Annotated in this window: 22 protein-coding genes; 14 read left to right on the plus strand and 8 right to left on the minus strand. The window is 66.4% G+C overall.

Features of this window, described 5'->3' with window-relative positions; all coding sequences use genetic code 11:
• Positions 1-2: 2 nt before the first annotated feature.
• Positions 3-875 (minus strand): DMT family transporter, encoded by an 873-nt coding sequence (locus tag CAL11_RS07150; protein WP_086092528.1) that lies wholly within the window; start codon positions 873-875, stop codon positions 3-5.
• Positions 876-1,182: 307 nt separating this feature from the next.
• Between CAL11_RS07150 and rplS the strand changes: the two genes are divergently transcribed.
• The 3 genes from rplS to CAL11_RS07165 all read left to right on the plus strand — a co-directional run bounded on the left by rplS (position 1,183) and on the right by CAL11_RS07165 (position 4,067).
• Positions 1,183-1,563, plus strand: coding sequence for a 50S ribosomal protein L19 (gene rplS / locus CAL11_RS07155; protein WP_003813315.1), 381 nt, complete (start codon positions 1,183-1,185; stop codon positions 1,561-1,563).
• Between the two features lie 624 nt (positions 1,564-2,187).
• Positions 2,188-2,913 (plus strand): CoA pyrophosphatase, encoded by a 726-nt coding sequence (locus CAL11_RS07160; RefSeq protein WP_003813314.1) that lies wholly within the window; start codon positions 2,188-2,190, stop codon positions 2,911-2,913.
• Between the two features lie 104 nt (positions 2,914-3,017).
• Positions 3,018-4,067, plus strand: a complete 1,050-nt coding sequence (locus tag CAL11_RS07165; RefSeq protein WP_033460131.1) for an NADP(H)-dependent aldo-keto reductase — start codon at positions 3,018-3,020, stop codon at positions 4,065-4,067.
• Between the two features lie 55 nt (positions 4,068-4,122).
• Here the strand turns inward: CAL11_RS07165 and rsgA are convergent, their stop codons facing one another.
• A complete protein-coding gene (rsgA, locus tag CAL11_RS07170) occupies positions 4,123-5,025 on the minus strand; it encodes a ribosome small subunit-dependent GTPase A (protein WP_033460129.1) in 903 nt (300 codons plus the stop codon).
• A complete protein-coding gene (locus CAL11_RS07175) occupies positions 5,022-6,287 on the minus strand; it encodes a M48 family metallopeptidase (protein WP_033460127.1) in 1,266 nt (421 codons plus the stop codon). The genes rsgA and CAL11_RS07175 overlap by 4 nt, the downstream gene beginning before the upstream one ends.
• A 44-nt stretch (positions 6,288-6,331) precedes the next feature.
• Between CAL11_RS07175 and orn the strand changes: the two genes are divergently transcribed.
• On the plus strand, positions 6,332-6,877 hold the full coding sequence (gene orn / locus CAL11_RS07180) for an oligoribonuclease (RefSeq protein ID WP_033460125.1): 546 nt from the start codon (positions 6,332-6,334) through the stop codon (positions 6,875-6,877).
• Between the two features lie 33 nt (positions 6,878-6,910).
• Positions 6,911-7,597 (plus strand): NAD(P)H-hydrate epimerase, encoded by a 687-nt coding sequence (locus CAL11_RS07185; protein ID WP_086092529.1) that lies wholly within the window; start codon positions 6,911-6,913, stop codon positions 7,595-7,597.
• Here CAL11_RS07185 and paaX read toward each other — a convergent pair.
• A complete protein-coding gene (paaX, locus tag CAL11_RS07190) occupies positions 7,569-8,498 on the minus strand; it encodes a phenylacetic acid degradation operon negative regulatory protein PaaX (RefSeq protein ID WP_033462007.1) in 930 nt (309 codons plus the stop codon). The two genes, CAL11_RS07185 and paaX, sit on opposite strands and share 29 nt — an antisense overlap.
• A gap of 171 nt (positions 8,499-8,669) precedes the next feature.
• On the opposite strand from paaX, the gene paaA reads away from it, so the two are divergent.
• The 9 genes from paaA to paaK all read left to right on the plus strand — a co-directional run bounded on the left by paaA (position 8,670) and on the right by paaK (position 16,764).
• Positions 8,670-9,659 (plus strand): 1,2-phenylacetyl-CoA epoxidase subunit PaaA, encoded by a 990-nt coding sequence (gene paaA / locus CAL11_RS07195; RefSeq protein ID WP_086092530.1) that lies wholly within the window; start codon positions 8,670-8,672, stop codon positions 9,657-9,659.
• Positions 9,660-9,723: 64 nt separating this feature from the next.
• Positions 9,724-10,008 carry a 1,2-phenylacetyl-CoA epoxidase subunit PaaB gene (gene paaB / locus CAL11_RS07200; RefSeq protein WP_003813296.1) on the plus strand — a complete coding sequence of 95 codons (285 nt, stop codon included), beginning with the start codon at positions 9,724-9,726 and terminating at the stop codon, positions 10,006-10,008.
• 15 nt (positions 10,009-10,023) lie between these two features.
• Positions 10,024-10,788, plus strand: a complete 765-nt coding sequence (paaC, locus tag CAL11_RS07205; RefSeq protein ID WP_086092531.1) for a 1,2-phenylacetyl-CoA epoxidase subunit PaaC — start codon at positions 10,024-10,026, stop codon at positions 10,786-10,788.
• Positions 10,785-11,291 carry a 1,2-phenylacetyl-CoA epoxidase subunit PaaD gene (gene paaD / locus CAL11_RS07210; RefSeq protein WP_086094524.1) on the plus strand — a complete coding sequence of 169 codons (507 nt, stop codon included), beginning with the start codon at positions 10,785-10,787 and terminating at the stop codon, positions 11,289-11,291. The genes paaC and paaD overlap by 4 nt, the downstream gene beginning before the upstream one ends.
• A gap of 11 nt (positions 11,292-11,302) precedes the next feature.
• Complete coding sequence (gene paaE, locus CAL11_RS07215) at positions 11,303-12,391, plus strand: 1,2-phenylacetyl-CoA epoxidase subunit PaaE (RefSeq protein WP_003813290.1); 1,089 nt, start codon at positions 11,303-11,305, stop codon at positions 12,389-12,391.
• 50 nt (positions 12,392-12,441) lie between these two features.
• Positions 12,442-14,106 carry a phenylacetic acid degradation protein PaaN gene (paaN, locus tag CAL11_RS07220; RefSeq protein ID WP_033462002.1) on the plus strand — a complete coding sequence of 555 codons (1,665 nt, stop codon included), beginning with the start codon at positions 12,442-12,444 and terminating at the stop codon, positions 14,104-14,106.
• 10 nt (positions 14,107-14,116) lie between these two features.
• Positions 14,117-14,905, plus strand: a complete 789-nt coding sequence (gene paaG, locus CAL11_RS07225; protein WP_086092532.1) for a 2-(1,2-epoxy-1,2-dihydrophenyl)acetyl-CoA isomerase PaaG — start codon at positions 14,117-14,119, stop codon at positions 14,903-14,905.
• Complete coding sequence (gene paaI / locus CAL11_RS07230) at positions 14,905-15,375, plus strand: hydroxyphenylacetyl-CoA thioesterase PaaI (protein WP_033461999.1); 471 nt, start codon at positions 14,905-14,907, stop codon at positions 15,373-15,375. Before paaG ends, paaI begins: the two co-directional genes overlap by 1 nt.
• Positions 15,376-15,450: 75 nt before the next feature.
• Positions 15,451-16,764, plus strand: coding sequence for a phenylacetate--CoA ligase PaaK (gene paaK, locus CAL11_RS07235; RefSeq protein WP_033461998.1), 1,314 nt, complete (start codon positions 15,451-15,453; stop codon positions 16,762-16,764).
• A 50-nt stretch (positions 16,765-16,814) separates the two neighbouring features.
• On the opposite strand, the gene CAL11_RS07240 is transcribed toward paaK, so the two are convergent.
• From CAL11_RS07240 to CAL11_RS07255, 4 genes are all read right to left on the minus strand, one after another.
• On the minus strand, positions 16,815-17,414 hold the full coding sequence (locus CAL11_RS07240; protein WP_086092533.1) for a fimbrial protein: 600 nt from the start codon (positions 17,412-17,414) through the stop codon (positions 16,815-16,817).
• A gap of 234 nt (positions 17,415-17,648) precedes the next feature.
• Positions 17,649-18,269, minus strand: coding sequence for a fimbrial protein (locus CAL11_RS07245; protein WP_086092534.1), 621 nt, complete (start codon positions 18,267-18,269; stop codon positions 17,649-17,651).
• Positions 18,270-18,390: 121 nt separating this feature from the next.
• Positions 18,391-19,020, minus strand: coding sequence for a fimbrial protein (locus tag CAL11_RS07250; protein ID WP_086092535.1), 630 nt, complete (start codon positions 19,018-19,020; stop codon positions 18,391-18,393).
• Between the two features lie 116 nt (positions 19,021-19,136).
• Positions 19,137-19,766, minus strand: coding sequence for a fimbrial protein (locus CAL11_RS07255; RefSeq protein ID WP_086092536.1), 630 nt, complete (start codon positions 19,764-19,766; stop codon positions 19,137-19,139).
• Between the last annotated feature and the right edge of the window lie 22 nt (positions 19,767-19,788).

A 19,788-nucleotide genomic window follows, 5' to 3' on the forward strand; every position in this document is an offset into this window, starting at 1 on the left:
GCTCAGCTCGAGCCCAGCAGCACCACGCCGGCCAGGATGGCCAGGCAGCCAGCCAGCCGGCCTATGCCTACTTTTTCCCGCAGCAGGAACATGCCCGCCAGCGTGCCCAGCATCATCGACATTTCGCGGGCCGGTGCAACCAGGCTGAGCGGCGCGCCATTGCGCAGCGCGTACAGCACCAGGATGTAGCCCAGCGGCGACAGGACGCCCACCGCAATGGCAAGGTGCCAATAGCCACGCATGGCCGGCCAGTATTGGGCCCGCCGGCGCAGCACGTGGGGCGTCATCATCAGCGTGCGGGTGGCGCAGGTGAACCAGTCGAACAGCACCGGCATGATCAGCAGCATCTTTACGCCATAGGCGTCCACCACGGTGTAGGCTGCGATGAACAGGCCTATGACCACGCCCCAGCGCACGCCAACCCAGGCCTGCGCCTGCCGGAACATGCCCAGCCGGCCTTGCGTGGCAATCAGCAGTACGCCGCCGACCACGCACAGCATGCCGGCAATGCCGGTGGTGGTGGCCGGTTCGCTCAGCAGCGTGAAGGCGCCCATGGTCGAGAGCAGGGGGCCTGTGCCGCGCGCGATCGGGTACACGACGGACAGGTCGGCGACCTGGTAGCCGCGTTGCAGGCACAGGCTGTAGCCTAGATGCAACATGCTGGATGCCAGGATGCACAGCACCACCGGCCAGCTCCAGACCATCCCGTCGTGCGCCAGCACCCAGATCACCCAGGGGGCATACAGTATGGTTGCCGCCAGGCCATAGGCAAAGACGAACATGGGGCCGACCATCGCGGCGCGCTTGGCCAGCAGATTCCAGGCCGCATGGGCCATGGCAGCCATTACCACCAAAATAAGGGACGTGTACGACATTGCGTTGGGATATGTCCGCTGGAGCGGGGTCGAGTCCCGGTGTATATGGGCTGCCCGTGCCGCTAGAGTAACGTAAATAGGGCCGGAGGGTGGCGGGCAGCGGCCTTATCCGCGCTTTTGATGTAGAATGTTGGGTTTGCCAAACCTCATCCTCTGCTTGCGGAAACCCAATAGCCGTTGCCTGGTCGCGGCATCCGGCGGTAGCCATACCGACGGAGCGGCAGGCGCCACTTGTGGCGCATGACAGGCGACGGACAAGAAATCCTGGCAAATACCGTCCGCAAGGCAAGATGATCAAGGAGTTCTCGTGAACCTCATCGCTATCCTGGAACAGGAAGAAATTGCTCGCCTCACCGGCGGCAATGCCGTAACCGAATTCGCCCCCGGCGACACCGTCGTGGTCAGCGTCAACGTGGTCGAAGGCACCCGCAAGCGCGTTCAGGCTTTCGAAGGCGTGGTCATCGCCAAGCGCAACCGCGGCCTGAATTCGTCGTTCATCGTGCGCAAGATCTCGTCGGGCGAAGCCGTGGAACGTACGTTCCAGCTGTACTCGCCGCAAATCGCCGGCATCGAAGTCAAGCGCCGCGGCGACGTGCGCCGCGCCAAGCTGTACTACCTGCGCAGCCGCTCGGGCAAGTCCGCGCGCATCAAGGAAAAGCTGGTTCTCAAGAAAGCCAAGTCGGCTTGATCGAGACCGCGGTCGTGTCCGGCATGCAAACGTTGACGCGTTTGAGCCTGGCACGGCATTCCGCGATAAAAAGGCACCCGCAAGGGTGCCTTTTTATCGCGACAAAGCATCAGGAAGAGAGCCTTCCGGGCCCGGAGAGGCAGCACCCTTGCGGGTGCCTTTTTATCGCGACAAAGCATCAGGAAGAGGGCCTTCCGGGTCCGGAAAGGCAGCACCCTTGCGGGTGCCTTTTTATCGCGACAAAGCATCAGGAAGAGGGCCTTCCGGGTCCGGAGAGGCAGCACCCGCAAGGGTGCCTTTTTATCGCGACAAAGCATCAGGAAGAGAGCCTTCCGGGCCCGGAGAGGCAGCACCCTTGCGGGTGCCTTTTTATCGCGACAAGGCATCAGGAAGAGAGCCTTCCGGGTCCGGAGAGGCAGCACCTTTGCGGGTGCCTTTTTATCGCGACAAAGCATCAGGAAGAGAGCCTTCCGGGTCCGGAGAGGCAGCACCCTTGCGGGTGCCTTTTTGTCGCGAAAAGGTACCTGGAAAACAGCCTTTTCAGAGTAAAAAGGCAGCTGCAAGGCTGCCTTTCTGCATTGCAGGGTTACTCTTGCAGCTGCCTTCTCTTTTTTTCGTTGCCGCATGTCTGACTCTGCCCCTTCCCGTCCGCGTCGTACGCCAGTGCGTCCGCTCTTCGATCCCATGGCGCAGCCCTGGGAAACCGCCAACCAGGGGCTGGCCCGCGTGGATGAGCGCCTGCTGACGCCGCCCGAACTGCGCTCCAGCCTGCGTCCGGCCGATCACTGGCGGCTCGATCCCTTGTGCGCGGCGGAGCCGCGCGCGCCCGGCCGGGAAGGCAGCCTGGTGGCCGCGGCGGTGTTGATCCCCCTGGTCATGCGGGCCGACGGCGTGCGCGTCATGCTGACCCAGCGCGCCGCGCACCTGCACGACCATGCCGGCCAGGTCAGCTTCCCGGGCGGGCGTATCGAAGTCAGCGACGCCACGCCGGTGGCTGCCGCGCTGCGCGAGGCGCAGGAAGAAACCGGCCTGCCGGTACAGCAGGTGGAAGTGCTGGGCAGCATGCCCCAGTATTTCACCGCCACGGGCTTTGCCATCACGCCGGTGGTCTCCCTGGTGCAGCCCGACTTCGAGCTGGCGCCCGATGCCTTCGAAGTGGCCGAGGTGTTCGAGGTGCCGCTGTCGTTTCTCATGGATCCGGCCAATCACCGTCTTTACCGCGCCGCGCTGCCCGATGGCTATGTGCGGCAATACTACGCCATGCCATGGCAACGCTATTTCATCTGGGGCGCCACCGCGGGCATGCTGCGCAACCTCTACCAGACGGTGCGCGAGGCGCTGCCGGGCTGAGGCCTGCCAGGAGGGGAGTAATATCCCCGAACAGTACGGCGCGCCGTGGCGCGCTTTTTTCATTCCCGGCGCAGGGCGCCTTGCAGTCTGGACAGGATCTAGCCGTGAAATACCGCAAACTCGGACACACCGATCTCGACGTCAGCCTCATCGGCCTGGGCACCATGACCTGGGGCGAGCAGAACACCGAGGCGCAGGCTCACGAACAGTTGGACTACGCGCTGGCGCACGGTATCAACCTGATCGACGCCGCCGAGATGTACCCCGTGCCGCCCAAGCCGGAAACCCAGGGGCGTACCGAAAGCTGCATCGGCAGCTGGCTGGCCCGGACCGGGCGGCGCCACGAAGTGGTCCTGGCCAGCAAGGCGGCGGGTCCGGTGCGCGATGCCAAGCGCCCCAGCCATATCCGCGACGGCAAGACCAATCTCGATCGCAAGAACCTGACGCAGGCGCTGGACGCCAGCCTCAAGCGCCTGCGAACCGATTACCTGGACCTCTACCAGCTGCACTGGCCCGACCGCACCACCAATACTTTCGGCAAGCTGGCCTATCCGTGGGTGGACGACGCCCATACCGTACCGATCGAAGAGACGCTCGGGGTGCTGCAGGATTTCGTGCGCGCGGGCAAGGTGCGTCATGTCGGCCTGTCCAATGAGACCCCGTGGGGGATGGCGCGTTTCCTGCAGGCAGCCGAGAAGCACGGCTTGCCCAAGGTGGCCACGATCCAGAACCCGTACAACCTGCTCAACCGCATCTTCGAGATCGGGCTGGCCGAGTTCAGCCACCGTGAAGGCGTAGGGCTGTTGGCCTATTCGCCGCTGGCCATGGGCATCCTGTCGGGCAAGTACCTCGACGGGGCGCGCCCGGAAGGCTCGCGGCTCGCGCTGTTCACGCGGTTTACCCGTTACAGCAACCCGCAGGCCGAGGCCGCGGCGCGCGACTATGTGATGCTGGCGCGCGAGCACGGCCTGGCGCCGGCGCAGATGGCGCTGGCCTGGGTCAACCAGCGCCCCTTCGTGAGCAGCAACCTGATGGGCGCGACCACGCTGGCGCAACTGAAGGAAAACATCGAGAGCGTCGACGTCACCCTGTCGGACGAGGTGCTGCAAGGCATCGAGGCGATCCACGCGCGCCAGCCCAATCCGGCGCCGTAAGGGGGGTGGAAGCCTGCGGGTGCCAGTCCCCGCCGCGACGGGCACCTGGGGGGGGTCAGTAGGGGCGCGCGGCCGCGTTTTCGTCCAGGATGCGCAGGTACAGCGCGTAGCGGCCGGCGTCGATCTGGCCGGCCTGCAGCGCTGCCAGGACGCCGCAGCCCGGCTCGTGGCGATGGGTGCAGTTGTAGAAGCGGCAGTGTTCGATATGCGGGGCGAATTCCGGGAAGCCGCGCAGGATCTGTTCGCCGCTGAGGTGCTGCAGGCCGAACGCCTGGAAGCCCGGCGAGTCGATCAGGTCGCCGCCGGGTTCGGGCAGGTGGTAGAGCCGCGTGCTGGTGGTGGTGTGGCGGCCCATGTCCAGCGCCGCCGAATATTCGCGCGTGGCGGCCTGGGCGTGCGGCACCAGCGTGTTGAGCAGGGTGGACTTGCCCATGCCGCTCTGGCCCAGCAGCAGGCTGGTGCGTCCGGCCAGCCGCGGCGCCAGGCGCTCGTGCACCATGGCGTGGTCCTGCGCGCTCAATTCGATGACGGGCACGCCCAGCCGGCGCAGCGGCTCCAGCCGCGCGCGCGCGGCGTCCAGGGCGCCGGGCAGGTCTATCTTGTTGAGCACGATCACCGGCTCGATGTCGGCGCTCCAGGCGCCGGCCAGCGCGCGGCCGGTCAGGTCGTCCGCGAAGGTGGGCTCGACCGCCACGACGATCAGCAATTGGTCGACGTTGGCGGCGAACTGCTTGACGCGCATTTCGTCGGAGCGAAACAGCAGGTTGCGCCGCGGCAGCACGGCTTCGATGGCGCCTTCGTCGCGCCCTTGCGGCGTGATGCGCACCCGGTCGCCGACGGCAGGGCCGTTCTTCTTGCCGCGCGGAAAGCACTGGCGCAGCGAGCCGTCGGCCAGCTCCACGGTGTAGTGGCGGCCGTGGGCGGCGATGATCAGGCCTTCGGCGTGGTTGCCGCTCATGCGCCCGCCATCAGGTGGCGGATGCGTACCGCGGCCGGCGGGTGGCTGTCGTAGAAGGCGGAGTGCACAGGGTCGGGCGTCAGGGTGGCGGCGTTGTCATCGTACAGTTTGACCAGCGCCGATACCAGCCGATCCGGCGAACTCTGGGCCGCGGCGTAGCGGTCGGCCTCGAATTCGTCGCGGCGCGAGTACCAGCTGGCCAGCGGCGTCAGCATGAAGGTGAACACCGGCACCACCAGGAAGAACAGCACCAGCGCCATGGCGTCGTTGCGCCCGGCCAGATTGGGCAGGACGCCCAGTCCTTCGTAGAACCAGGGCTGGCGGGCCAGCCAGCCCAGCGCGGCGAAGAAGACCAGCGCGCCGGCGAAGCTGAGCGCCAGCCGCTTGATGATGTGGCGGCGCGCGAAGTGGCCCAGCTCGTGGGCCAGCACCGCTTCGATCTCGTCGCCGTTCAGGCGCGCGAGCAGGGTATCGAAGAAGACGATGCGGCGCGATTTGCCGAATCCGGTGAAGTAGGCGTTGCCGTGGGCCGAGCGGCGCGAGCCGTCCATGACGAACAGCCCGTTCAGGGCAAAGCCGCAGCGTTGCGCCAGCTGGCGGATGCGGCCGGCCAGTTCGGGGTCGTTCAGCGGGGTGAACTTGTTGAAGAGCGGCGCGATGAAGGTGGGATAGATGAGCAGCAGCAGCAGGTTGTAGCCCAGCCACAGGCCCCAGGCCCACAGCCACCAATAGGCCCCGGCGCTGGCCATCAGCCACAGCACGGCGGCGGCCAGCGGCAGGCCCAGGACCAGCGCCACCAGTACGCCCTTGACGGCATCGCTGAAGAACAGCGCGGGCGTCATGCGATTGAACCCGAAGCGGCCCTCCAGGCGGAATTGCCGCCACAGAGTGAAGGGCAGGCCGAGCAGGCCCAGCAGCAGCGGCACGCAGGCCAGCAGCAGCAATTGGCGCAGGAAGTCGTGCTGGGTCAGCTGGCCCAGCCGCAGGTCGATGAACTGCAGGCCGCCCAGCAGCGTCAGCGCCACCAGGATGGCCGCGTCGTAGACGCGTTCGAGCATGCCCAGGCGCACGCGCGCCACGGTGTAGTCGGCCGCGCGCTGGTGGCTGTGCAGCCCGATGCGCGGGGCGAACTCGGGCGGGACGGATTGGCGGTTGGCCGCCACATGGCGGATCTGGCGGGTAGCCAGCCACAGGCGCACGCCGATATCGGCCAGCAGCAGGACAACGAAGAAAAGCGTGAAAAGGGGCACGGGGGCGGTCACGGGGCGGTGGTATGCGAAAATGGTGTGTTTTAAAGGCAAATTATATGGCTGCGAACGAAAACCGCCTGGTCTGGCTCGATATGGAGATGACCGGGCTCGATCCCGAGAAAGAGCGCATCATCGAGGTGGCGGTGGTCGTGACCGAGGCCGATCTCACCGTGGTGGCCGAAGGCCCGGTGCTGGTGGTGCACCAGTCCGACAGCCTGCTCGACGCCATGGACAACTGGAACAAGTCCACCCATGGCAAGAGCGGCCTGATCGAGAAGGTCAAGGCGTCGACGCTGGGCGAGGAGCAGGCCGAGCGGATCCTGCTCGAATTCCTGGCCGAGCACGTGCCCGCGGGCAAGTCGCCGCTGTGCGGCAATACCATCAGCCAGGACCGGCGCTTCATGTACGCCTACATGCCCAACCTGGAACGCTTCTTCCATTACCGCAACCTGGATGTCAGCACCCTGAAGGAGCTGGCGCGGCGCTGGGCGCCCGCCGTCTACAAGGGATTCGACAAGAAAAGCCGCCACGAGGCGCTGGCCGACATCTACGAATCCATCGACGAACTCAAGTATTACCGCGAGCACCTGCTCAAGGTCTGAGCAGCCCCGCGCGGCACCGGACGGCAGGGCCCCATGGACATCGATCGCGTCGAGCAGATTCGCGCCGTCGAACGGCTGGCGCATTCCCGCGGGCTGGCGCTGATGCCGCGCGCCGGGCTGGCCGCCGCCGACTTCGTCGCGGCCCGCCTGCCGCCCGGCGCGCCGGTGCTGGCCCTGGCCGGGCCGGGCAACAATGGCGGCGACGCGCTGGTGGCGGCCACGCTGCTGCGGGCGCGCGGCTATCGGGTCGCGGTCGTCATGCCCGCCGGTGCGGCGCGCCTGCCCGACGACGCGCGCCATGCCTGGCAAGGCTGGCGCGCCGCCGGCGGCCAGGCCAGGGCCGACCTGCCGGCCGATGCGCCCGCGCTGGTCATCGACGGCCTGTTCGGCATCGGCCTGGCGCGTCCGCTGGATGGCGCATGGCAGGGACTGATCGACCAGGTCAACGCCTGGCGCGCGCCGGTGCTGGCGCTGGATGTGCCCAGCGGCCTGAGCGCGGAAAGCGGCCAGCCCCTGGGCGATCCGCCGGGCCGGCCGGTGCGGGCCACCTGGACCCTGTCGTTCATCGGCGTGCCGGCCGCCCTGCGCGCACCCGGCGCCGCGGCCTGGTGCGGCGAGCAGCATCTGTCCCTGCTTGGCTTGACGCCGGCGTTCCTGGCCGAGGCGGCCGGTTCGCGCGGGCAGGCCGCGGCTACGGCCGGCCGCCGAAGCGGCCCATGATGTCGGCCTGGGCCGGCCGGTAGCGCGCGTTCTCGCGGCCGGCGACGGCATCCAGGTGGCGCTCCGACGCGTCGAATACCTGCCAATAGATGCGCCGGCACAGTTCGCGGGCGGCGTTGCCGGGCCAGCCGTCCGGCTCCATGGGCGTGGGCAGTTGCGGATCGTGCAGCACGATGCGCCGCCAGTTGTGCAGCAACAGTACGCGCACCGCGAAGGCCTGCGCGGGGGTGGGGGGCGGATCCAGCAGCTTTTCCACCGGGCCGAAGTTGCGCGAGAACAGGCGGTACTGGTCCGCCACTTCATCGAGATTCCAGCATTGTCCCGCCAGGCTGGCGATCGGCAGGCCGCCGGCGCCGGCCAGGTCGCGCGCCGACAGCACCAGGGCCTTGTCGGGAATGCCCAGTTTTTCGAGGATTTCGTGCGCGGCGCGCGCTTCGGTCTGCGGGTGGGCGAACAGGCCCGGGGCCACCATGCCGAAACCTTCCCAGAGCAGTTCGCGGCGCAGTTCGCCGCGCTCGGCCAGGCCGTTGTTGCCGGTGCGCGGCAGCGCCACCAGCGTCCACTCGCCGTTCCAGGCGCGCGCCGGCCCGTCGTAGATGCGCTGCGAGGCGTGCGCGGTGTGGCGCAGGCCGTGCTCGGACAACAGGTACAGGCTGCGCCGTCCATGGCGCTCGGATTGCAGCCAGCCCTGCGCGACCAGCCTGAACACGCTGGTGCGCAGCAGCCGTTCGTTGATGCCGATCGGCGCCAGCAGCTCGATCAGGTCGCCCAGCCAGATGGCGCCGCCGTGCGGCGCCAGCGCGTCGCCCAGCAGGCTGACGCACAGCGACTTGGCGCGCGGCGGATCGTTTTTCAGCAGACGGGAGAGAAAGCGGTCCAGCGGTGACGGAGTGCTTGCCATGAGCGGGCGTAGGCCGGGCGGATATGAGGATTCATGACATGATACATAAATCCAATGTGATACAGAAATAGGTTTGACAATCAAATTTTTGTATTAAATAATCCGATCCATGAGACGGCGGAAATTCCGGGCGCGCCAGCGCCTGGCGCAGCCCCGCCGCAGGAGACAGACATGTACGCTCAACTGGTCGAAACCGGGGTCAGCAAGGTCAAGCACGTCGATCAGCTGGAAGGTCCCGAACAGGCGTTCCAGCGCCGTATCGACGACGGGGTGCGCATCGAGCCCAAGGACTGGATGCCCGAGGCCTATCGCAAGACCCTGGTGCGCCAGATTTCCCAGCACGCCCATTCCGAGATCGTCGGCATGCTACCCGAGGGCAACTGGATCACCCGCGCGCCGTCGCTCAAGCGCAAGGCGATCCTGCTGGCCAAGGTGCAGGACGAGGCCGGGCATGGCCTGTATCTCTACAGCGCGGCCGAGACGCTGGGCGTCTCGCGCGAGGACCTGATCGACGACCTGCATGCGGGCCGCGCCAAATACTCCAGCATCTTCAACTATCCCACCCTGACGTGGGCCGATATCGGCATGATCGGCTGGCTGGTCGACGGCTCGGCCATCATCAACCAGATCCCGCTGTGCCGATGTTCGTACGGCCCCTATGCGCGCGCCATGGTGCGCGTCTGCAAGGAAGAGTCGTTCCACCAGCGCCAGGGCTACGATCTGCTGATCCAGATGTGCCTGCATGGCACGCCCGAACAGAAGGCCATGTGCCAGGAGGCGTTCAATCGCTGGTGGTGGCCGGCGCTGATGATGTTCGGCCCTTCCGACGCCGATTCGCCCAACAGCGCGCAGTCGATGCAATGGAAGATCAAGCTGTTCTCCAACGACGAATTGCGCCAGAAGATGGTCGACCAGACCGTCCCGCAGGCCGAGTACCTGGGCCTGACGGTGCCCGATCCCGACCTGAAGTGGAACGCCGAGCGCGGCCATTACGATTTCGGCGCGATCGACTGGGACGAGTTCTACGCGGTGATCAAGGGCCATGGCCCGTGCAACCGCGAACGCCTGGCCGCCCGCGTCAAGGCGCACGAGGATGGCGCCTGGGTGCGCGAGGCGATGGTCGCCCACGCCGACAAGCAGGCGCGCCGCAAGGCGGCCTGACCGCGCCGCCGGTTTCTTCATTCCAGTTTCGGCGCGCCCAGGCGGCGCGCCAGGGATACGCATCATGAGCAAAGATTGGCCTCTTTGGGAAGTATTCATCCGCAGCCAGCATGGCCTGGCCCACAAGCACGTGGGCAGTCTGCACGCGCCCGACGCCGAAATGGCCATCAATCATGCGCGCGACGTCTATACGCGCCGCAACGAAGGCCTGAGCATCTGGGTCGTGCGCGCGGCCGACATCGTGGCCAGCAGCCCGGGCGACAAGGAGCCGCTGTTCGAGCCCGCCAACAGCAAGGTCTACCGGCATCCGACGTTTTTCCCGATGCCCGACGAAATCAAGCACATGTAGGGCGGCGCGGCGGACATGGACAAATCATTGTTTGAGTACCTGCTGCGACTGGGCGACACCACCCTGGTGCTGTCGCAGCGCCTGGGCCAGTGGTGCGGCCACGGGCCGGTGCTGGAAGAGGACCTGGCGCTGACCAATACCGCGCTCGACCTGCTGGGCCAGGCCCGCATGTGGCTGACGCTGGCCGGCGAGGTCGAGGGGGCGGGGCGCGACGAGGACCGGCTGGCCTACCTGCGCGATGCGCCGCAGTTCCGCAACCTGCTGCTGGTCGAGCGGCCCAACGGCAACTATGGCGACACCATGGCGCGCCAGTTCCTGTTCGACACCTGGCATTACTTCCTGCTGATCCGCCTGGCCAAGTCGGCCGATGAACGCGTGGCGGCGATTGCCGCCAAGGCGCTGAAGGAGGTCACCTATCACGCGCGCCGTTCCGCCGATCTGGTGGTGCGGCTGGGCGATGGCACGGCGCTCAGCCACGAGCGGATGCAGGCGGCGATCGACGCGGCCTGGCCCTACGCGGGCGAGATGTTCGTCGACGATGCCATCGACCTGGATCTTGCCGCGCGCGGCGTCGCCTGTGAGCTGTCCAGCCTGCGCGACGAGTGGCTGGCGCAGGTGCGCGAGGTGCTCGACGAGGCCACCCTGGCCATGCCGCCGGAAGACGAGGCCTTCCATCCCGCCCACCGCGGCGGACGGCAGGGGCGCCATACCGAGCACCTGGGCTACATCCTGGCCGAGATGCAGCATCTGCAGCGCGCCTATCCCGGAGCCTCGTGGTGAACGCCTTGCCCAGGGTGCCGGCCGGCCAGGTGCTGGCCTGGCTGGAAAGCGTGCCCGACCCGGAGATCCCCGTGCTGTCGGTGGTGGACCTCGGCGTGGTGCGCGACATCGGCTGGGACGGCGATACCTGCGTGGTCACTATCACGCCCACGTACTCGGGCTGTCCGGCCATGCGCGAAATCACCCACGACATCGAAACCACGCTGGCCGGCCACGGCCTGGCCAGCGTGCGGGTCGAGACGCGCCTGGCGCCGGCCTGGACCACCGACTGGATGAGCGCGCGCGGCCGCGCCGCGCTCAGGCAGTACGGCATCGCCGCGCCGGTCGAGCGCGCCGTCGATATTTCCGGCATCAGCCGGCGCCGCGCCGCGCCCGCCATCGAATGCCCGCATTGCGGTTCGCTCGATACCCGCCTGATCAGCCATTTCGGATCGACCTCCTGCAAGGCGCTGTACCGTTGCGTCGCCTGCCGCGAGCCGTTCGATTACTTCAAGCCCCACTGACTGCCCGCGCCATGAGCCACAATCCATTCCATATGCTGAAGGTCGCTTCGGTGGCGCGCAACACGCGCGACGCCGTGGTCGTCACGTTCGACCTGCCGCCCGAGCTGGCCGGCGACTTCCGCTTCCGGCCGGGCCAGTACCTGACCCTGCGCACCCGCCTGGACGGCGAGGAGGTGCGCCGTTCGTATTCCATCTGTTCGGCGCCGGGCGACGGCGTGCTGCGCGTGGCCATCAAGAAGGTCGACGAGGGGGTGTTCTCCAACTGGGCCAACCACGAGCTGCAGCCGGGCCAGAGCCTGGAAGTGATGCCGCCGGCCGGTAACTTCACCGTCGACTTCGACCCGGACAACGCGCGCCACTATGTGGCGTTCGCGGTAGGCAGCGGCATCACGCCGGTGTTCTCGCTGGTGAAGTCGGCCCTGTCGGCCGAACCGCGCAGCCGCTTCACGCTGTTCTTCGGCAACCGCGCCTCGTCGTCGGTGCTGTTTCGCGAGGAAATCGAAGACCTCAAGAACCTCTATATGGAGCGCTTCTCGCTGGTCTACATCATGAGCCGCGAAAGCCAGGACATTGAGCTGTTCAATGGCCGCCTGGACGGCGATAAGGTCGATCAACTGCTTACCGCCTGGATGCGGCCCGGCGATATCGATTACGCTTTTGTGTGCGGCCCGCAGACCATGATCGAGAGCGTGGTCGAGCACCTGCAGGCGCGCGGCATGCCCAAGTCGCATATCAAGTTCGAGCTGTTCGGCGCGCCCAAGGGGCCGCGGGCGCTGCGCACCGGACGCGACGCGCCTGCCGCGCCAGGCAAGGGCCAGTGCGAGGTCACGGTCGTGCAGGACGGCCACAGCCGGACGTTTTTCATCGACAAGAACAAGGACAGCGTGCTCGATTCGGCGCTGGCGCAAGGCGTCGAGCTGCCTTATTCGTGCAAGGGCGGGGTATGTTCCACCTGCCGCTGCAAGGTCGTCGAAGGCGAAGTCGACATGGATGCCAACTTCGCCCTGGAAGATTACGAAGTGGCGCGCGGTTTCGTGCTCAGTTGCCAGAGCTACCCAGTCAGCGATCGACTGGTCATCGACTTCGACCAGGAAACCTGAGCCGCCGAGGCCAGCGAAGCAATACAACTATTCATCACGGAGATAGCGCAGTGTCCCAAGATTTCTTTGAACGCCACCAGCCCATGCTGCAGAAAGCGCTGGAAGCCGCCGCGCAGCGCGGCTATTGGAGCCCGTTCCCCGAGTCGCCCAGCCCGCGCAACTACGGCGAAACCGCCGCCCAGGACGGCCAGGCCGCGTTCGAGGCGCTGCGCGGCAAGCCGTTCGCGCTGGACCTGCCGCAAGCCTCGGGCACCGTCGGAGGCGAGGTCTCCCCGTTCGGCTTCGAACTGGGCATTACCTATCCGCAGGTCGCGCCCGAGGCGCTGGTCGCGGCATCGTCCAAGGCCCTGGAACAATGGCGCCGCGCCGGGCCGCGCGCCTGGGTGGGCGTGTCGCTGGAGATCCTGCAGCGCCTGAACCGCCGCAGCTTCGAGATGGCCCACGCCGTGCAGCACACGACCGGCCAGGCTTTCATGATGGCGTTCCAGGCCGGCGGCCCGCATGCGCAGGACCGCGGCGTCGAGGCCGTGACCTATGCCTGGCAGGAGATGTCGCGCATTCCCGGGGTGGCGCTCTGGGAAAAGCCGCAGGGCAAGAACGACCCCATCAAGATGGAAAAGCGCTTCACCGTGGTGCCGCGCGGCATCGCGCTGGTGATCGGCTGCTCGACCTTCCCCACGTGGAACGGCTATCCAGGCCTGTTCGCCAGCCTGGCCACCGGCAACACGGTCATCGTCAAGCCGCATCCCGGCGCCATCCTGCCGCTGGCCCTCACGGTCCAGGTGGCGCGCGAGGTGCTGAACGAGGCCGGCTTCGACCCCAATGTGGTGCTGCTGGCGGCGCATCCGGCCGGCGACGACACCGCGCAGCGCCTGGCGCTGGATCCGGCGGTGCGCATCGTCGACTTCACCGGCAGCAGCGCCAACGGCAACTGGCTGGAGCAGAACGCCCGCCAGGCCCTGGTGTACACGGAGAAGGCCGGCGTCAACCAGGTCCTCATCGATTCCACCGACGACCTGAAGGGCGTGGCGCGCAACCTGGCATTCTCGCTGGCGCTGTATTCCGGCCAGATGTGCACGGCGCCGCAGAACATCTATGTGCCGCGCGACGGCATCCGGACCGCCGAAGGCCGGGTCGGCTTCGACGAGGTGGCCGCGGCGCTGGGGGCTGCCCTGGACAAGCTGGCCGGCGATCCGGCCAGGGCGGTCGAATTGACCGGCGCGGTCCAGAACGACGCGACGGCGGCGCGCATCGACAAGGCGCGCCAGCTCGGCCTGCCGGTGCTGGCCGACAGCAAGGCGCTGGCGCACCCGCAGTTCGAGCAGGCGCGCGTGCATACGCCGCTGCTGCTGCGCGCCGAAGCCGGCAACGAGGCGCTCGGACAGGAGTGGTTCGGGCCGATCGCCTTCGTGGTCGCCACGGACTCCACCGCCCACAGCATCGAGCTGGCCGGCGCCAGCGTGCGCCAGCATGGCGCGCTCAGCCTGTCGGCCTACACCACCGACGAGGCGGTCGCGTCCCAGGTGCAGGACATGGCCGAGCACAGCGGCGTGTCGCTGTCGCTGAACCTGACCGGCGGCGTGTTCGTGAACCAGACCGCCGCGTTCAGCGATTTCCATGGCACCGGCGCCAACCCGGCCGCCAATGCCGCGCTGTCCGATTCGGCGTTCGTCGCCAACCGGTTCCGCGTCGTGCAAACCCGCCGCCACGTTTGAGAGGGCGCCCATGACCTACCAGGACATCCTGTTCGAGCTGGCCGGCGGCGTGGCCCGCCTGACGCTGAACCGCCCAGACAAACTCAACAGCTTCACGGCCCGCATGCACGGCGAGGTGGCCGACGCGCTCGGCCGGGTCGAGCGCGAGGGCGCCCGCGTGCTGGTGCTGACCGGCGCCGGCCGTGGCTTTTGCGCCGGCCAGGACCTGAGCGAACGCCGTCCCACGGCCGATGGGGCGCCGCCCGACCTGGGCGAGACGGTCGAGAAATTCTACGGACCGCTGGTGCGCCGCCTGGCGGCGCTGCCCCTGCCCGTGGTGGTGGGCGTCAATGGCGTGGCCGCCGGGGCCGGCGCCAACCTGGCTCTTGCCGGCGACATCGTGATCGCCCGGGAGTCGGCCAGTTTCATCCAGTCGTTCTGCCGGCTGGGCCTGATCCCCGATACCGGCGGAACGTTCGCGCTGCCGCGCCTGGTTGGCCGCGCCCGCGCCGCGGGCCTGAGCATGCTGGGCAACAAGCTGAGCGCCCGGCAGGCGCAGGATTGGGGCCTGATCTGGCAATGCGTGGCCGATGACGAGTTCGACAGCGTGCTCGACGGACTGGCCGCCCATTTCGCGCAAGCGCCCACCAAGGGCCTGGCGTTCACCAAGCGGGCGCTGCAGGCCAGCCTGGGCAACGATCTGTCCACCCAGCTCGACCTGGAGCGCGACATGATGCGCGAGCTGGGTGGCAGCGCCGACTACGCCGAGGGCGTGGCGGCATTTCTCGATAAACGCGAACCGCAATTCAAGGGGAAATAATGAACGCGCATGTTCCTGCCGTAGACGTGCCCAGCGATCCGCACGAACTGGCACGCGCCGTGGGCGCCACGATGTATGCCGGCGACGCGGCGTCGCAGGGCCTGGGCATGACGGTGGTGGAAATCTCCCCGGGCTATGCCAAGCTGACCATGCCGGTGCGCGCCGACATGCTCAACGGCCACAAGACCTGCCACGGCGGCTTCATTTTCGCGCTGGCCGACAGCGCGTTCGCGTTCTCGTGCAATTCGCGCAACGTCAGCACGGTGGCGTCGGGCTGCACCATCGATTACCTGGCACCGGGCCTGGAGGGCGACGTATTGACGGCGGTGGCGCAGGAGCGTTCGCTGGCCGGCCGCACCGGCATCTACGACGTGACCGTCACCAACCAGCAGGGGCGTTCGGTGGCGGTATTCCGCGGCCGCTCGTACCGGATCCGTGGCCAGGTCGTGGGCGAGCCGCCGCAGGACTGATCCCGCGGGCCAGGACAAGAAAGGGCGGCCGGCAACGCGCCGCCGGCAACAGGAATTTTCAGGAGACAAACCATCATGTCCACCACCATGAGCAAGCCGGGGTTGGATCCGATCGAGCACGCCAGCCGCGACGAGATCGCGGCCGTGCAGCTGGAGCGGCTCAAGTGGACGCTCAGCCATGCCTACCAGAACGTGCCCCATTACAAACAGGCATTCGACGCGGCTGGCGTGCATCCCGAGGACCTCAAGCAGCTGTCCGATATCGCCAGGTTTCCGTTCACCACCAAGCAGGACCTGCGCGACAACTATCCCTTCGGCATGTTCGCGGTTCCGCGCGAGCGCGTGTCGCGGGTGCATGCCTCCAGCGGCACCACCGGCAAGCCGACCGTGGTGGGCTACACCGCGCGCGATCTCGACAATTGGGCCAACCTGGTGGCGCGCTCGATCCGCGCGGCAGGCGGCAAGCCCGGCGATATCGTGCACGTGGCCTACGGCTACGGGCTGTTCACCGGCGGGCTGGGCGCGCACTACGGCGCCGAGCGGCTGGGCTGCACGGTCGTGCCCATGTCGGGCGGGCAGACCGAGAAGCAGGTGCAGTTGATCAACGATTTCCGGCCTGACATCATCATGGTCACGCCGTCCTATTACTGCAATATCCTGGAGGAACAGCGCCGCCAGGGCATGGACCCGCGCCAGAGCTCCCTGCGCATCGGCATCTTTGGCGCCGAGCCGTGGACGGGCCAGATGCGCGCCGATATCGAGGCCGAAGGCGGCATCGACGCGGTCGATATCTATGGCCTGTCCGAAGTGATGGGGCCGGGCGTGGCCAGCGAATGCGTCGAAACCAAGGATGGTCCGGTCGTGTGGGAAGACCACTTCTATGCCGAGATCGTCAATCCGGACACGGGCGAGCCGGTGGCCGACGGCGAACCGGGCGAGCTGGTGTTCACATCGCTGACCAAGGAAGCGATGCCCATCATCCGCTACCGCACGCGCGACCTCACGCGCCTGCTGCCGCCCACTGCGCGCAGCATGCGCCGCATCGGCAAGATCACGGGCCGCAGCGACGACATGCTGATCGTGCGTGGCGTGAACCTGTTTCCGACCCAGGTCGAGGAACTGGTACTGAAGATCGCCCAACTGGCGCCGCACTACCAATTGGTGCTGTCGCGCTCGGGCAACCTGGACGAGCTGGAAATCCTCACCGAGGTGCGCGCCGAGTTCTCGACGCTGACCGAGGCCGAGCGTGCTGGCCTGGGCAAGCAGCTGCAACACGCGGTCAAGTCGTACATCGGCGTCAGCGCCCGGGTGCAGGTTGCCGACGCGGGGTTCGTCGAACGCACCCTGACCGGCAAAGCGCGGCGCGTCATCGACAAGCGTCCGCGCTGAAGGCGGATTCGCATGGCGCAACGCCGGCCGCCATGGCCGGCGTTGCCGTTTCAGGGATAGACCACCGAAAAGCTCACGTAGGTCGTCAACGCGGCCGCTTCCACGTCTTCCTTGTCCTTCTTCACGTAGCCGGCCAGGTATTGCAACGTGAACGATTTCTTGCTCTGGCCGGCTTGCATGGTGCCGGAAAATGCCGCGGCATGCTGGTTGGGCTCGGTCTCGCCCATGGGGATATGCTGGCCGTTCAGGTTCATCAATCGCACCTGCACGCCCTTGATCTCGGTAACGGCGGGAGGCATCTGGATCGTTATGGGGTCGACATACCATGTCTTGTATGCCTTCAGATCCTTGGTGCCGTAGTCTGTGGTCGGGCCGGGCTCGAAGTACAGCTTGAGGGAGTCGACGGTGGTCGGGCAGTCTTTCAGCTTGATGTCGAAGCGAGTGCGGCCCGCCACGTCGCCGGCGTTCTTCAGCGCACTCTTGGAGATCGTCGGCAGGTGCACGACCTTGACGTAACCGGGGCTCGGGTCCTCGAGCGTGCAGGTCTGGTCGGTAATCGTGCCGGTGATGACAATGGTGCCGTCTTCGGCATGGACGGCGAGCGCGGCGCCGACGAGCGCCGCGCCAAGAATGAACGTCTTGGCTTGCATACAGGGCTGGAGTAGTGAAAGGGTCCAGGGACAATGTGTGTGCAAGATTATTAGACGACTCGGGGGGGGGGGGGGCTGATGGGTGTGTAGGAATTTCTCCTGTCGCCGCCAAATCAGGTATGGACGACGGCGGGAATCACTTACGTGGTAAGGCTTCATGCCGCCATCGAGGGGTGGGTTCGTCGGCCTATGGGATTTGGCCCTGCGCGCGTCGATATCCGCGCATTCGCCCCGCTAGGGATAGACGACCGAAAAGCCCACGTAAGTGGTAATCGAGCCGGTATCCACATCGCCGCCGGTCTTGCGCACATACGAAGCGAGGTAGCTGAGGGTCGCGGCTTTCTTGGCGCCCTGGGCGACCGGGTCGAAGCCTTGCGCGCCCTGCATCGTCTCGGTGGCGCCCATGGTGACTTTGCTGTCGTCAAGGTTGGACAGGCGTATCTGCACCCCCGTGGTTTCGGTGGCGCCCACGATCTGCGCGGTCTGCGTGACCGGGGCGGACGAGGAATACCGGATCTTGTAGGCCTTGAGGTCGCCGGTCGCGTAGTCAGTGGTGGCGCCGGGTTCGAAATACAGCTTGATGCCGTTGCCCACCGAGGAGGGGCAGTCTTTGAGCTTGATGTCGAAGCGCGTCCTGCCCGCCTGGTCGCCCGGCTTGCGCAACGCGTTCTTGGAAATCGTGGGCAGGATCACGATCCGCAAATGATCGGGCCCGGCCGGCTGTTCGATGACGCAGGTGGTATCGGTGATGCTGCCGGTGATGACGATCGTGCCGTCGTTGGCGTGCGCCGCGACGGCAATGGTCATGGCCCCGGCAAGCGTCGACGCGCGGAGAATGGAAGATATTGCTTGCATATCGATGGTAAGGAGCGCCAAGCGCTGTACGTGAATCGAGGTGCAAGCATCTTAGAAAACGCGGGGGGGGGGGGCTTTCTTTTGTGTAGGATTTTTCTATATCAAGCCCCGCACCCTGTATCTAGGGATATACGACCGAAAAACCTACATAGGTGGTTATTGCGCTCGCAGAAATTGTGCCCGTGGCTTTCTTCACATACGCGGCCAGATAGCGCAAGGTCACTTCTTTCTTGCCTGCTTGCCCATTCTGCATTACCGGGTCGAAGCCGCGCGCATTCTGGCCGGTGACGTTTTCACCCATGGGAATCTGGGTGCCGTTCAGGTTGGCGATGCGCACCTGCACGCCTTCCGCGACCTGGCCGGCGACAATCTTGCTGTTGGTCGTGGTGTTGGCGACGTAGGCCAGCTTGTAGGCGATCAGGTCCTTGGTGCTGTAGTCGGTGGTGGGGCCGGGCTCGAAGTACAGTTTCACGCCATTGCCCAGCGAATCAGGGCAGTTCTGTAGTTTGATGGAAAACGGCGTCGCGCCGGCGGTATCGCCGGTCTGCTTGAGCGCGCTTTTGGATATCTTGGGCAGGTGCACCACTTTGACGTGATTGGGTTGCGGCGGATCCGCGATCTCGCAGGTGTTGTCGACGATGTTGCCGGTAATCACGATGGTGCCGTCGTTGGCATGGACGACGGCGTGCAGGCCCATGGCGCTGGCCAGGCAGGCCAGCGCCAGCCCACGATGGCGGCGAAAGTGCTTCATGCTGGTATGGGCGCAAGTGCGCCGGAATCACGGAGGAAGCAAGAATATTAGAGGTCGCCGGGGGGGGGGGGGCTGATAGATATGTAGGAATTCGACGTATTGTCGGGTGGCTCTCATTAAGGGTAGACCACGGAAAAGCCCACATAAGTCGTGATGGCGCTGGCTTCGACGTCGCCGTTCTTTTTGACGTAGGAGGCCAGGTAGCGCATCGTGACGGTTCGCTTGCTGGCGTCGCCGGTCTGCGCTTCGGGGTTGAAGCCTGCCGCCTGCTGGGTCGCCTCGTCCGCACCCATGGCGATCTTGGAGTCATTGAGGTTTGAAATCCGTACCTGTACGCCCTGGGCCTCGGTGGCGGCGGTGATGCTGTTCAACTGGGTTTGCGGATTGGTGGCATAGGCCATCTTGTATGCCCGCAAGTCGCCGGTGGCGTAGTCAGTGGTCGGGCCCGGTTCGAAATACGCCTTGACGCCGTTGCCCAGGCTGGACGGGCAATCCTTCAGCTTGATGATGAAAGGCGTACGGCCGGCCTGGTCGCCCACGTTCTTCAGGGCGGACTTGGAAATCTTGGGCAGGGTCACGACCTTGGTATGGCTGGGCCCGGCAGGGTCCTCGACGACGCAGGTGGTGTCGGTAATCGTGCCGGTGATGACGATGGTGCCGTCGTTGGCGCGCGCCGGGATGTGCCACGACAGGGCGCCGGCCAGGACGGCCGGCGCGAGGAGGAAGTATGCGGAGACTTGCTTCATGCGAAAACTGGCTTGGAAGCCT

Source organism: Bordetella genomosp. 6 (assembly GCF_002119705.1).
GTDB lineage: Bacteria > Pseudomonadota > Gammaproteobacteria > Burkholderiales > Burkholderiaceae_B > Bordetella > Bordetella bronchiseptica_F.